Origin of the sequence: Clostridium sp. UBA1652 (genome assembly GCF_002320975.1) — a bacterium.
Classification (GTDB): Bacteria; Bacillota; Clostridia; order Clostridiales; family Clostridiaceae; genus Clostridium_T; species Clostridium_T intestinale.
The window spans coordinates 38,402-51,576 of record NZ_DCLI01000090.1 but is presented as its reverse complement, the minus strand read 5'-3'; the positions used below and the strand labels follow the sequence as shown (position 1 = coordinate 51,576).

The following is a 13,175-nucleotide window of genomic DNA, read 5'->3' as shown; positions in this document are numbered from 1 at the left end:
TTTTAGTTCTCTTTAGTAGCTATTTCTTGAACGATTCTGTTAACAAAAGATTCTAAAGATAGAGCACCTTCGTCTCCATTTTTTCTACTTCTAACAGAAACTTCTTTGTTTTCAGCTTCTTTTTCTCCAACTACTATTATATAAGGAGATCTTTCTAATCTTGCTTCTCTTATTTTATAACCTATTTTTTCTGCTCTATAGTCAACTTCAACTCTAACACCTTTGTTTAATAAAGTTTTGCTAACTTCTTCAGCATAGTCATTATACTTATCAGATATAGGAAGTATTTTAGCTTGAACTGGAGCTAGCCAAGTTGGTAGAGCGCCAGCATACTTTTCTATAAGCATAGCTAGAGTTCTTTCATAACAACCTATAGAACTTCTGTGAATTATATAAGGAGTTTTCTTTTCTCCATCTTTATCAACATAAGTCATCTGGAATCTTTCAGCAATAGCAAAGTCAATTTGAACTGTTATTATAGTATCTTCTTTACCATGAACATTCTTAAACTGAATATCTAGCTTAGGACCATAGAAGGCAGCTTCATCATCAGCTTCATAAAAATCTATATTTAGATGATTTAAAATATCTCTCATTAAGTTTTGAGTTTTTTCCCAAGCTTCAGGGTCATCTATATATTTTTCTTTATTGTTAGGATCCCATTTAGAGAATCTATAAGTTATATCATCTTGAATTCCTAAAGTTGTCATTACATATTTTATTAAATCTACAACTCCTTTAAATTCATCTTCTAATTGTTCAGGTGTAACTATTAAGTGACCGTCAGCTAAAGTGAATTGTCTAACTCTAATAAGTCCATGCATTTCACCAGAAGCTTCATTTCTAAATAAAGTAGAAGTTTCTGCATATCTTTTAGGAAGATCTCTATAGCTGTGTTGTTCAGCATTGTAGATTGTATATTGGAATGGGCAAGTCATAGGTCTTAAACCAAAAACCTCATCATCCTTTTCCTCATCTCCTAAAACAAACATACCATCTTTATAATGATCCCAATGACCAGATATTTTATAAAGATCACTTTTTGCCATTAAAGGTGTTTTAGTTAATAAATAACCTCTTTTTTCTTCTTCATCTTCAATCCATCTTTGAAGAACTTGAATTATTTTAGCTCCTTTAGGCATTAATAGTGGAAGACCTTGACCTACATTTTCATTAGTAGTGAATATTCCAAGCTCTCTGCCAAGTTTGTTATGATCTCTTCTTTTAGCTTCTTCCAAAGCTTCTAAGTGAGCATCTAACTCAGATTTTTTAGGGAAAGCAGTAGCATAAACTCTAGATAACATCTTGTTTTTTTCGTTTCCTCTCCAGTAAGCTCCAGCAGATCTAATTAATTTAACTGCTTTAACTGTCTTAGTGGATAAAAGATGAGGACCGGCACAAAGATCTACAAATTCTCCTTGCTTATAGAAAGATATAACCTCATCTTCAGGAAGATCGTTTATAAGTTCTATTTTATAAGATTCATTTTTTTCTTCCATTAGTTTTAAAGCTTCTGCTCTTGGAAGTTCAAACTTTTCTATTTTTAAATCTTCTTTAGCTATTTTAGCTATTTCTTTTTCTATTTTATCTAACTCATCTTGAGAAAAATTTCCATCTTTATCGAAATCATAATAGAAACCATTTTCTATAGAAGGTCCTATAGCCAGTTTTGTGTCTGGATATAATCTTTTAACTGCTTGAGCTAGCATATGAGAAGCAGTGTGTCTAAAAGCAGCTTTCCCTTCTTCAGAATCAAATGTGCATATACTTAATTCAACATCCTCATTAACTACATAACGTAAATCAACCACATTTCCATTAACAATACCACAACATGCAGCTCTAGCTAAACCTTCACTGATACTTTTAGCTATTTCATAGACTGATAAACCCGATTCAAGTTCTTTTATAGATCCATCTTTTAAAGTAATTTTAACCATTTTAATTTATATCTCCTTTCAAATTTAAATAACAAAAAAACTCCCGTCCCAATAAAAATAAAGGGACGAGAGTATTAATTCCCGCGGTTCCACCCTAAATTGCTAACTAATAGCCACTTAAGAAAATCGTAACGTGATTATAACGGACTTTATTAGAGTCACTCAGAGGTGGTTTTCAGCTAAACATATTTAAAGATACTCACACCAATGTATCCTCTCTCTGAAAATATAAAAAAGCTTACTCTTCTCATCATAGAATTCAATATTGTTTTAGATAATTATAGTTTTAAAAATTTTGTATGTCAATAGATTAGAAAAATTAAAAGCAATCTTTTACAGATTGTCTCATATAATAAATCATATAATTGCTGGAGGAAGAAATATTGATTCTTTTAAGAGGGCTAGTAGCTGGTGTATTTACAATAATACTTAGTTTTTTACTATCTAAGTATAGAGAGTTAGTCATACTATATATACCAAACTTCACTAAAAAGTATATATATGAAGATTTAGAAGAAAAGTATAGCAGCTATTTAATTGTATATTATTTAATGGCGTGGTTAATATATTTAGTGTTGTTTTTGATAATAGTTAATTTTTTTGATTTGATTGGATTAAATGTGGGTTTTGACATGATAAATACCATGGTTGTAAGGAAAGAGTATTGGATATTTCCAGCGTTAATCTTTTCGTTACATCTCTCAAATATAGTCGTTAAAAGACTTTTTAAAGCAATACTAGAGGAATCTTACGAAGAATTTATAATTTTTATGTTCTGTAAACAAAGATGTTTTACTTTAAAGGAAATGATAATAAGAATATATTTTAGCTCTAAGATATACAGGATTTACTCTAAAGTTATACTTACTGTATTATCAGTGTATATTTTTTTAGGTATGCTTTATTATTCTAATATAAATAATCAAGGTATCATTATTAATAATTACTTTTCAATATTAGAAAAAGAGTATAGTTATGATGATATAGGAATTATAGTTGAAGAATATAGCTGGAAGGAGCATAAGTTTACTCTAGTGTTTAAGGATGGATCCATATGGAATAGCTCAGGAATACTAACGAATTCTAAATCGGAAGAAAATTATAAGTTAATGAAATTTATAGAGGATAAAAGTGATGTGAAAGCCATAGAGTTGAAATAGATATTTTAATATTATATATAGATAATATTAAAATCAATGTCGAAAAATAATTAATAGAAAGTTGTTGCGAATATATTGACGAATTATGGTGAAAAATATATAATTTAACTATACAAAAGATAATTAATAAATACTAAAGAATACGTGTCTAAAATACTATATTAAATTTAATAAAGAAACTAATGAAGGATCAAGATCGGTGGTTATTATATAAGATAATCACCGATTTATAATTTTTCCATTAAATTAGTAAATTTATTATTGATTTCTTGTTAAATACATGTATAATATTAAATGTAGAAGTTGCAGATGTGGCGGAATTGGCAGACGCACTAGACTTAGGATCTAGCGCCTACGGCGTGGGGGTTCGACTCCCTTCATCTGCACCAAATATGCGGAAGTGACTCAATGGTAGAGTGTCACCTTGCCAAGGTGAAAGTTGCGGGTTCGAATCCCGTCTTCCGCTCCAAAAAAAGAAACAGCTAAAGCTGTTTCTTTTTTTACGATAATTTTAACGCTAATTGAGCTAATTTCAAATCTTCTAACATTTCGTAGGTGTAAAAGTAATTGCCCATAAGATAGAATACAATATCTTCTTTTAGGTAACCTTCTTTATATAACTTTAAACTTTTAGTTAATTTTTTAAAGGAGTTATTGGAGATGTTAAGAATATTTGATAACTCATAGACCGTATAATATTCTTTTGGTAATATATTTAAAAGCTTATTCTGTAACTCTAACTTGTACTTAAGATCTGTTTCCTCACATCTATGTGGACCATTTTTACCTCGATGATGCTCTTGACATAGATATTTATAATTTAGAGGAAAATCTAATCCACCTTCACTTCTGTGAACAATGTGATGAATATCAGCTTTTTTTCCACAAATCTCACAATAATACAATCAACTAACACCTTCCTATTCAAAATATTTTATTTACTAATATTATATGATATTGGGAGTAAAAGTTCAATCTATAGATGTGAATATGAAAATATGAACATTAAAGATTGTATGGGATAAACTAAAAGTAATTGGAGAGCTTGAAATAGGGTAAATAATACTATATACTAAAGTTATAGATATATTAAAAATGAGGGTGATGAATTTGAGGATGCAATTTAATTCATTTGACTACTGGAAGGAACAGATAAACAAAAGCAGAACTATAAGAGGTCATGTATTTGTAGATGAACCTATAAATAAGAAAACTGTATATCTCCATAGCCTTATTTTTTGTAAAAATACTGGTATAGAGAATGTATGGGCACCATTTCCAAATGCTAAAGCATTATTAGGGTATATACAATATTCTTTTTTGCAAGAAGCTTTTTATAAGTGGATATACAGTAGGGAAGAAAAGATCAACTTTATTCCATACAATACAACCGAAGAAGTGATTAGTAAAGCTGCTAGAGATAAAAAAATAACAAGTAAAGAAGAAAATAATATGAGAAGGCATTTAAATATGATAAAAAAATGCTGGGATTTAAGTGAAGATAGGATTCTTTTAGAACTTAGAAAATTCTCTATAGATTTTAACAAGACGTGGCTAGGGGACAATACTGAGTTCATATATTTAAAGACTTTTTCTAAAGCTGAGGACTTGGGATCTTTTGTATTAGAAACTGGGAAATTATTAAATACTGATAATAAAATTGAGGATAAAATAGGTATGGATGAAAACAATTTCATAAGAGTCTGTAAAACAGCATCTTCGGTTAAAAAGAGTGGAGAAGAGCTTAAGGACATCTTAGCTAAAAAGCTTACTGAAATATTATAAAAAACTTGACATTTATTTTATGAGTAAATATAATAAACAATGTGAGTTGCGTCTTTAGCTCAGCTGGATAGAGCAACGCCCTTCTAAGGCGTGGGCCAGGGGTTCGAATCCCTTAAGACGCACCAGTTTTTTTGGGATGTCGCCAAGCGGTAAGGCACCGCACTTTGACTGCGGTATTCGTAGGTTCAAATCCTGCCATCCCAGCCAAAAAAACTTGACAAGATTATGCATAATATGTATAATAATTCTTGTGTTATTGCGGGTGTAGCTCAATGGTAGAGCCCTAGCCTTCCAAGCTAGTTACGTGGGTTCGATTCCCATCACCCGCTCCATTTTATGCACCATTAGCTCAGTTGGTAGAGCACCTGACTCTTAATCAGGGTGTCCCCGGTTCGAACCCGTGATGGTGCACCAGAAAAGAACTATGTTAACATAGTTCTTTTTTTTGTTGTCTTAAATTATATCTATTTCATCCAATAATTGTTTCAATGATACTAATATGTTAAAATATACGTAATGCAATTCCAAAATGAACTTAAATAGGAGTGATATAATGTTTAGTCCAGAGGAAATACAATCTTTAAATGAATTAGAGTTCCTACTATATAACTACATAAGTAAAAATAAAGATAAAGTTATATATATGAGAATAAGAGATTTAGCTGATGAAGTTCATGTATCAACAACAACAATATTGAGATTTTGCAAAAAAATGAATTGTAATGGATTTGCAGAGTTTAAAGTTAAACTAAAGATGTTTATTGAGGAAGAAGAAGGCAAACTTTTAAATGATGATAAAAGCACTTTTATAGAATTTATGAATAGAGCAGCAACAAAGGATTTTGAGGATTCAATGAAAATGGCTTGTGATGCAATATACAAATCAAGTAATTTATTAATTATAGGAATAGGGAATTCAGGAGCTATTGCTACTTATGGTTCTCGTTATTTTGCATCTTTAAATAAATTTGCAGTATATATAGATGATCCATTTTATCCTGTAAGCGGAGAATACTTAGATAATGGGGTAACAATTGCTTTATCAGTATCAGGGGAAACTCCTACTATAATAAATCATGTAACAAGATTAAAGAAAAAAAATAGTACTATTATAAGTATAACAAATAGTAAAAGTTGTACTTTAGCTCAGATGTCTGATATAAACATATCTTATTATGTGCAATATGAAACTTATAAGTACTTTGATATAACAACTCAATTACCTGTAATGTATATATTAGAAACATTAGCAAAGCGTGTATTTAATTTAACTCAAAAGGATAAAAATAAGCAACTATAACAAAAAACAACTTGTTTTTTTAAGGTAACTTATTTTTAGGTAAAAAACTAGTTTTTTTAACCCTTAAAACCATTTACAAATGTTTTGGAAACGAATACTATAGTGGTGAGAGGGGGAGATCAGAATGATATATAGAAAGCTTGATGAATTTAGTCCCGATTTCTTATGGGGATCTGCGTCAGCAGCATATCAAGTAGAAGGAGCATGGAACGAAGATGGCAAAGGACCATCCGTATGGGATGAGTATGTTAGAATTCCCGGTACTACATATAAAGATACCAATGGAGATGTAGCAGTAGATCATTACCATAGATATAAAGAGGATGTTAAGCTTATGGCTGACATGGGATTAAAGGCTTATAGATTTTCGATAGCCTGGAGTCGTATATATCCTCAAGGTAATGGCGAGGTAAATGAAGAAGGTTTAAAATTTTATGATAATTTGATAAATGAATTAATACAATATAATATAGAACCTATCATAACTATTTACCATTGGGATTTACCACAAGGTTTGCAAGATCAATACGGAGGATGGGAGTCAAGAAAAATAATTGATGATTTTAATGAATATTGTATAGCTCTATATAAGAGATATGGGGATAGAGTTAAATATTGGGTAACATTAAATGAACAAAATGTTTTTATAACTCATGGATATGAGAAAGCTGTACACCCACCGAAAGTTACTGATAAAAAAAGAATGTATGAAGCAAACCATATTGCAAGTTTAGCGAATGCTAAAGCTATTCAATCTTTTAGAAAATACGTGCCAAATGGAAAGATTGGACCAAGTTTTGCATTTTCACCAATATATGCGTTTAGTTCAAAGCCAGAAGATGTACTAGCGTTAGAAAATGTTGAGGAAATAAGTAATTATTGGTGGCTAGATGTGTATTGTTGGGGAGAATACCCTAAAATAGCATGGAAATATTTAAGTAAATTAGGATTAGCACCAACTATAGAAGATGGGGATATAGAGTTATTAAAAGCAGGTAAACCAGATTTTATGGGAGTTAATTATTATAGAAGTGGAACAGTTGAAATGAATCCTTTAGAAGGTGGAGTTGAAGAAGCTGTTGCAAAGATGAATACTACTGGGAAAAAAGGTACTACTGCTGAAAGTGGCGTTCCTGGAGTATTTAAAAGTAAAAACAATCCTTATCTAGAAGCTACGAATTGGGATTGGGAAATCGATCCACAAGGGCTAAGAATTGGAATGAGGAGATTGACAAATAGATACAAATTGCCTATACTTATAACTGAGAACGGTTTAGGTGAATTCGATACTCTTGAAAATGACAATGTAAACGATGACTACAGAATAGAGTATATAAAGAAACATATAGAAGCATGTCAAGAAGCTATAACAGATGGAGTTGAATTAATAGGATACTGCACATGGTCTTTCACCGACTTATTGAGTTGGTTAAATGGGTACCAAAAGCGTTATGGATTCGTGTATGTAGATAGAGATGAAAATGATGAAAAAGACCTAAGACGAATAAAGAAAAAGAGTTTTCATTGGTACAAAAATGTAATAAAAACAAATGGTCAGCAATTATAATTTATATATCGAAAGGGGTTTTTATTATGAAAAAAATCTTATTAGTATGCGCAGCAGGCATGTCAACAAGTCTTTTAGTTAATAAAATGAACAATGCTGCAAAAGAAAAGGGGGTGGAAGTAGAAATAACAGCTCTGCCAGTATCAGAAGCAGACAAGCTTACTGATGAAGTGGACATAGTGCTTTTAGGACCACAAGTTCGTTTTCAAAAGCCGCAAGTTGATGCTTTAGTTAAAGGAAGAATTCCTGTTGAAGTTATCGACATGAGACTTTATGGAACTATGAATGGAAAAGCTGTTTTAGAAAATGCATTATCAAAAATCTAAGAACTTATAATTGGGTAAATTATTTAAACTAATCTTAAAGATTAGAATGATGGAGGGGATCAAATTGAATAAACTTGAAGCTGTAATGGAAAGATTACTAGTTCCAATAGCTACTAAACTTAATGCGCAAAGACATGTATGTGCCGTACGTGATGCGTTCATATTAACTTTCCCGATTACTATGGCGGGAGCAATAATAGTATTATTAAACTTCGTTGTTTTGTCACCAGATGGATTTATAGCTAGCTTACTAAATTTAGGTGATATATTCCCTAACTTAAGCTCAGCACAAGCAATATTCTCACCAGTTTTAAGAGGATCTAATGATATATTAGCTCTTATGATTGTTTTCCTAGTAGGAAGAAATGTTGCTTTAGCTCTTAAGGGAGATGATTTGTTAGCAGGACTAACTTCATTCTCAGTTTACTTTATAGTATATCAACCAGCTAAATCTTTTGAAGGTGTAGCAGGAAACTATATTTCAACTCAATATTTTAATGCACAAGGTTTATTCGTTGCATTAATAGTAGGACTTATTGTTGGTGAACTTGTAACTAAACTTGGTAAATCAGAAAAGTTACAAATCACAATGCCAGAGCAAGTGCCACCAGCAGTTGCAAGATCATTTAAGATATTAATTCCAATAATCATGGTAACAGTATTATTTGCTGTAATCAACTACTTAATTACTTTAGTATACGCTGATGGTCTTCATGCTTTAGTTTATAAAGTTATACAGTCACCATTAACTGGATTAAGTAACAGTGTTGTAACAGTTATAATCCTTGCGGTTGTATCTAACTTCTTATGGATATTAGGTATACATGGTCCAAACACAATTGCTGCAATCAGAGATACTATGTTTGCAGAAGCTAACAATGCTAACTTAGCATATGTTAATGCTAATGGTTCAGCATGGGGAGCACCTTACACAACTACATGGGCACTAAATGATGCTTTTGCTAACTATGGTGGTTCAGGATGTACTTTAGGATTAATAATAGCTGTATTTTTAGTTTCTAAGAGAGCTGACTATAAAGATATAATCAAACTTTCAGTCGCTCCAGGATTATTTAATATAAACGAACCAATAGTATTTGGTCTTCCAGTTGTATTAAATCCAATGTTAATAATACCATTTATATTAGCACCAGTTGTTAATATACTTATAGGATATACATTTATATCACTTAAGATTATTCCTCCAATAGCCTATAGTGTGCCATGGACTACTCCAGGACCATTAATAGCATTCCTAGGCTCAGGTGCAAACTTTGGAGCATTACTAGTAGGTTTCTTATGTTTGGCAGCAGCAACAGTGGTATATTTACCATTTGTATTGGCGGCGAATAAAACCGTAGCGGGATCTGAAGAAGTTACAATGTAATTATTAAAAATCTATCAGGGACTGCGTAAGCGTCCCTGGTTTTTATAATATTGATATTTAACGCCCAGTATTGACAATAAGATTTAGTTAATACGCAGTAAAATAAAAATAAAGGGGACATATTGTATGGAAGAAATGGAGTTAATTGCATTTAATATCATTAGTAATGTGGGAATGTCTAAATCTTTGGCAATGGAAGCATTACGTGAAGTAAGAGGCGGAAGCTACGAAGTTGCAAAGGAAAAGTTAAAAGAAGCTGATACTTATATGGTAGAAGCACACCATTCTCATGCTGATTTAATTCAAAAGGAAGCATCTGGAGAAAAGGTTGAATTTTCTTTAATTTTGATGCATGCTGAAGATCAAATGCTTAGTGCAGAAACTATAAAAGAATTAGTTAGAGAAATGATAGAAATGTATGTTGATTTAAAAGGAAATAAATAATACTAGATTAAAAGCNNGCTTTTAATCTAGTATTATTTTAGTTTATTTATTATAATACGATAATATAAAATAGAGGCTCTTTAATTCATTAATTTTAAAAGGTATAATAAGGTTTAGAAAGAGGGTTTGTATGTTTAATTTTGTTAAATTAAATTATAGGGAGTTAATTATTGCTTTAATTTTTACTATTACTTTTATATATTTAAAAACAAAGGCAATCAAACTTGAAAAAGATAATAATGAGTTGCGATTAAAAGTTGAAAAACTTGAAAATAAGATTATATTAGACGAAAATGAATATAAAAAGTTAAACAATGATAATAACGAGTTTATATCGCTAGTTTCCCATGAATTTAGAACTCCACTAACATCAATAATGGGATTTACTAAAATAATAAAAAAGAAATTTTCAAGACATGTAATTCCAGCTCTTGAAGATAAAAAATTGATGGAATCAAATGAAAAGTTAAGTTACCAAGTGGAACTTATTAAAGGAAATCTAGAAATAATAATATCAGAATCGGAAAGACTAGCATTAATGATAGAGAATATATTAGATACTACTAAAATAGATTTTGGAAATGAACTTGGAAAATGTGAAAAATTAAGTATAGAAACTATTATAAATAAAGTAATTCTTTCAACATATTCCTTAATAGGAGAAAGAGATATAGAAGTAGTTGATTTAATTGAAGCTAATATACCTTACGTATATGGAGACGAACACAAGATAATGCAAATACTTATTAATTTATTAAGTAATGCATTCAAATTTACTAACGAAGGTGAGATTGTAATTTCTGCGAAAAGGCAAGATAAAGAGTTTATAATTATAGAAGTAAAGGATTCTGGGATAGGGATTCCAGAAAAATATCAAAATTTAATTTTTAATAAGTTTAAGCAGGTTGAAAGCAAGGATGGAGATAAACCTAAGGGAACAGGATTGGGACTCTATATAACTAAAAATTTAGTTAAGCAACATGGGGGAACAATAGGTGTAAGAAATAATGAGACAAAAGGCTGCTGCTTTTTCTTTACATTACCAATATATAAAGGAGAAGAATTATGGAAACAAAAATATTGATAGTTGATGATGAAGCACCAATTAGAATGTTATTAGAACAAACACTAGAAGAGATAGAAGAAGAGTTTGAACTGTATAGAGCGAAAGATGGCGAAGAGGGATTAAAAATAATATTACAAGAAAAACCAGATATAGTATTTCTAGATGTTATGATGCCTGGATTAACTGGATATGAAGTCTTGGATAAAATTAAAGATAAGGATGAATTAAAAGATATTAAAATAATACTTTTAACAGCAAAAGGAAGTACTGAAGAAATAAAGATGAGTAACAGATATAATATTTATTTATATATAACTAAGCCCTTTGATCCAGATTTCATAGTTGAAAAAACTTTAGAGCTATTACAATAAGAAAAAGCAGGAAAAGTCCTGCTTTATTATTTTACAATAAGAAGAGTTTTAAATTGTTCTAAGTTATAATTTCCATTTACATATTGTCTTTTTATATGAATGGGACTATCATTTCGAGAAGCGATTCCTCCATCTAGGTCAAAAGCCATGTTATAACCGGATTCTTTAACAGCCTTTTCACTATATTGATTATATTTACTATAAGGATATATAAATACAGTTTGAGGTTCGCCTAAAAGATTCTCTAAAGCTAATTTAGAATCTTTCAATATTTTAAGTTGCTCTTCATAACTAAATTCATCTAAGGATTGATGCTTTGTAGTATGAGATACAAACTCAATCCCGTTCTTATGCATTTCTAAAATTTGATCTTTAGATAGATAAAAGCTATCATTAGAAAAATCAGTGATTAATGCAATAGTAGCATTTTGTAAGTTGTTTTTCAAAATAGGATAGGCTAATGTGTAGTTATTGGAGTACCCATCATCGAATGTAATCAATACAGACTTTTCAGGGACTGACTTATTATTTAAAATATAATCATTGAATTCTTTCATAGTAAGTGTAAAATATCCATTATTTTTTAGATAGTCCATTTGTTCTTTAAACTTTTCTTGAGACACATATAAAGTATTTGTTTTATCATCTCCTATAGCATGATAACATAGTACAGGAATTCCTTTAGGATTAATGAGTGTCTTTCCTTCAAATCTATCCACTACCTTAGGTTCTTCTACTGGTTTGTTAGTAGTTTCATCAGAGGTAGAAGAGTCATCACTTGGAGTTTTGTTATCGTTTTTATTTGTTGATGAGCTTGTATAAGTACTAAAGTGCATAACTCCATATATTGTAACAGGAATAGCTAATATTAATAACGCTATTATGTATACTATGAGCAAATTCTTTTTTTTCATAAAAGTATGTCCTCCTAATTTGTATCTAAAAAGATTATAACATAAAAATATGAAGAAAAAATTAAATAGTATGAATAATAATCCACAAAATCTGTGGATTAATTGTGGAAAACTTGTTGATTACAGTGTTAATAATCTACAGAATTCTGCAAATACTAACCTATGAATATGTTAATAAGGAGGGCAATAAATGAAAAAAATATTGAATTTAACTCTATTATGTCTAATGATGAGTACTTCCAATATTGCTAGGGCTGTGGAAAAAAATGTGGATATGTCATTTCAATGTGAAAAAATAGTAATTGAGGAAAATAAGAAAGACATAAACATGGAGAGTATAAAAGGAGAAATAAAAACACCTACAATTACAGCTCCAAATAATAATTTTACTAAAGATATAAATCAAAAATTAAAAGATTGGAATGATAGTTGGTTAAAGGATTTAGAAGATCTAGCTCAAAAGTATGCACAAGACTCAAAGGAGGATAACATTCCATTTCGTCCTTTTGAGGTTGATAGTGTTTATTCTATACAAAATCAGAAATGTCCATATTTAAGTTTTTATATTGATTATTATCAGTTCACAGGAGGTGCTCATGGCATCACTACTAGAAAAACCTATAATTATAATTTAAACGATAATAAGGAGCTAGCATTAAAAGATTTATTCAAAGAAGGATATGATTATAAAGATATAATAAATAAAGAAATAGGTAATCAGATCCAAAAAAATAAAGAAAACTATTTTACAGATAAAAATGGTTTTAAAGGGATAAGTGATAATCAAGCATTTACTTTTAATGATAAAGAAATTACTATATACTTTCAGCAATATGAAATTGCTCCATATGTTACAGGCATACCAACCTTCAATATTCCTAAAAGTCTTTTAAAAGATGGATTGATTTAAAGTGA

General features: G+C 30.2%; 13 protein-coding genes, 6 tRNA genes and 1 other annotated feature. Of the genes, 16 read left to right on the top strand and 3 right to left on the bottom strand.

Annotated features, from left to right (window positions below; all coding sequences use genetic code 11):
• Positions 1-2: 2 nt before the first annotated feature.
• Positions 3-1,940 (bottom strand): threonine--tRNA ligase, encoded by a 1,938-nt coding sequence (thrS, locus tag B3N22_RS19675; RefSeq protein ID WP_286909772.1) that lies wholly within the window; start codon positions 1,938-1,940, stop codon positions 3-5.
• A gap of 58 nt (positions 1,941-1,998) precedes the next feature.
• Positions 1,999-2,203 (bottom strand) — a binding site (T-box leader).
• Positions 2,204-2,323: 120 nt separating this feature from the next.
• Here thrS and B3N22_RS19670 point away from each other — a divergent pair.
• The 3 genes from B3N22_RS19670 to B3N22_RS19660 all read left to right on the top strand — a co-directional run bounded on the left by B3N22_RS19670 (position 2,324) and on the right by B3N22_RS19660 (position 3,569).
• Positions 2,324-3,100 (top strand): hypothetical protein, encoded by a 777-nt coding sequence (locus tag B3N22_RS19670; protein ID WP_286909770.1) that lies wholly within the window; start codon positions 2,324-2,326, stop codon positions 3,098-3,100.
• A gap of 305 nt (positions 3,101-3,405) precedes the next feature.
• Positions 3,406-3,489, top strand: a tRNA-Leu gene (locus tag B3N22_RS19665).
• 5 nt (positions 3,490-3,494) lie between these two features.
• Positions 3,495-3,569 (top strand) — tRNA-Gly (locus tag B3N22_RS19660).
• A 31-nt stretch (positions 3,570-3,600) separates the two neighbouring features.
• Here B3N22_RS19660 and B3N22_RS19655 read toward each other — a convergent pair.
• Positions 3,601-4,005 carry an HNH endonuclease gene (locus B3N22_RS19655; protein ID WP_238903353.1) on the bottom strand — a complete coding sequence of 135 codons (405 nt, stop codon included), beginning with the start codon at positions 4,003-4,005 and terminating at the stop codon, positions 3,601-3,603.
• 211 nt (positions 4,006-4,216) lie between these two features.
• Between B3N22_RS19655 and B3N22_RS19650 the strand changes: the two genes are divergently transcribed.
• From B3N22_RS19650 to B3N22_RS19595, 12 genes are all read left to right on the top strand, one after another.
• On the top strand, positions 4,217-4,885 hold the full coding sequence (locus tag B3N22_RS19650) for a hypothetical protein (protein WP_286909979.1): 669 nt from the start codon (positions 4,217-4,219) through the stop codon (positions 4,883-4,885).
• A gap of 48 nt (positions 4,886-4,933) precedes the next feature.
• Positions 4,934-5,010: transfer RNA gene (locus tag B3N22_RS19645), tRNA-Arg, on the top strand.
• A gap of 7 nt (positions 5,011-5,017) precedes the next feature.
• Positions 5,018-5,092: transfer RNA gene (locus tag B3N22_RS19640), tRNA-Gln, on the top strand.
• A 51-nt stretch (positions 5,093-5,143) separates the two neighbouring features.
• A tRNA-Gly gene (locus tag B3N22_RS19635) sits at positions 5,144-5,217 on the top strand.
• Positions 5,218-5,223: 6 nt separating this feature from the next.
• A tRNA-Lys gene (locus B3N22_RS19630) sits at positions 5,224-5,299 on the top strand.
• A gap of 139 nt (positions 5,300-5,438) precedes the next feature.
• On the top strand, positions 5,439-6,185 hold the full coding sequence (locus B3N22_RS19625; protein WP_073021498.1) for a MurR/RpiR family transcriptional regulator: 747 nt from the start codon (positions 5,439-5,441) through the stop codon (positions 6,183-6,185).
• 124 nt (positions 6,186-6,309) lie between these two features.
• Positions 6,310-7,752, top strand: coding sequence for a glycoside hydrolase family 1 protein (locus B3N22_RS19620; RefSeq protein ID WP_286909766.1), 1,443 nt, complete (start codon positions 6,310-6,312; stop codon positions 7,750-7,752).
• Between the two features lie 26 nt (positions 7,753-7,778).
• Positions 7,779-8,078 carry a PTS sugar transporter subunit IIB gene (locus B3N22_RS19615; protein WP_021800291.1) on the top strand — a complete coding sequence of 100 codons (300 nt, stop codon included), beginning with the start codon at positions 7,779-7,781 and terminating at the stop codon, positions 8,076-8,078.
• A gap of 64 nt (positions 8,079-8,142) precedes the next feature.
• Positions 8,143-9,465: a PTS sugar transporter subunit IIC gene (locus B3N22_RS19610; RefSeq protein ID WP_286909764.1), complete on the top strand. Its 1,323-nt coding sequence runs from the start codon at positions 8,143-8,145 to the stop codon at positions 9,463-9,465.
• Between the two features lie 126 nt (positions 9,466-9,591).
• A complete protein-coding gene (locus B3N22_RS19605) occupies positions 9,592-9,909 on the top strand; it encodes a PTS sugar transporter subunit IIA (protein ID WP_021800293.1) in 318 nt (105 codons plus the stop codon).
• Between the two features lie 130 nt (positions 9,910-10,039).
• Complete coding sequence (locus tag B3N22_RS19600; protein ID WP_286909761.1) at positions 10,040-10,993, top strand: sensor histidine kinase; 954 nt, start codon at positions 10,040-10,042, stop codon at positions 10,991-10,993.
• The gene (locus B3N22_RS19595) at positions 10,975-11,346 is read left to right on the top strand and encodes a response regulator (RefSeq protein ID WP_286909759.1); all 372 of its coding nucleotides are present in this window, start codon (positions 10,975-10,977) and stop codon (positions 11,344-11,346) included. The genes B3N22_RS19600 and B3N22_RS19595 overlap by 19 nt, the downstream gene beginning before the upstream one ends.
• 26 nt (positions 11,347-11,372) lie before the next feature.
• Here the strand turns inward: B3N22_RS19595 and B3N22_RS19590 are convergent, their stop codons facing one another.
• On the bottom strand, positions 11,373-12,260 hold the full coding sequence (locus B3N22_RS19590) for a polysaccharide deacetylase family protein (RefSeq protein ID WP_286909757.1): 888 nt from the start codon (positions 12,258-12,260) through the stop codon (positions 11,373-11,375).
• A 190-nt stretch (positions 12,261-12,450) separates the two neighbouring features.
• Here B3N22_RS19590 and B3N22_RS19585 point away from each other — a divergent pair, with 190 nt between their 5' ends.
• Positions 12,451-13,170, top strand: coding sequence for a DUF3298 and DUF4163 domain-containing protein (locus tag B3N22_RS19585; protein ID WP_286909755.1), 720 nt, complete (start codon positions 12,451-12,453; stop codon positions 13,168-13,170).
• Positions 13,171-13,175 lie beyond the last annotated feature (5 nt).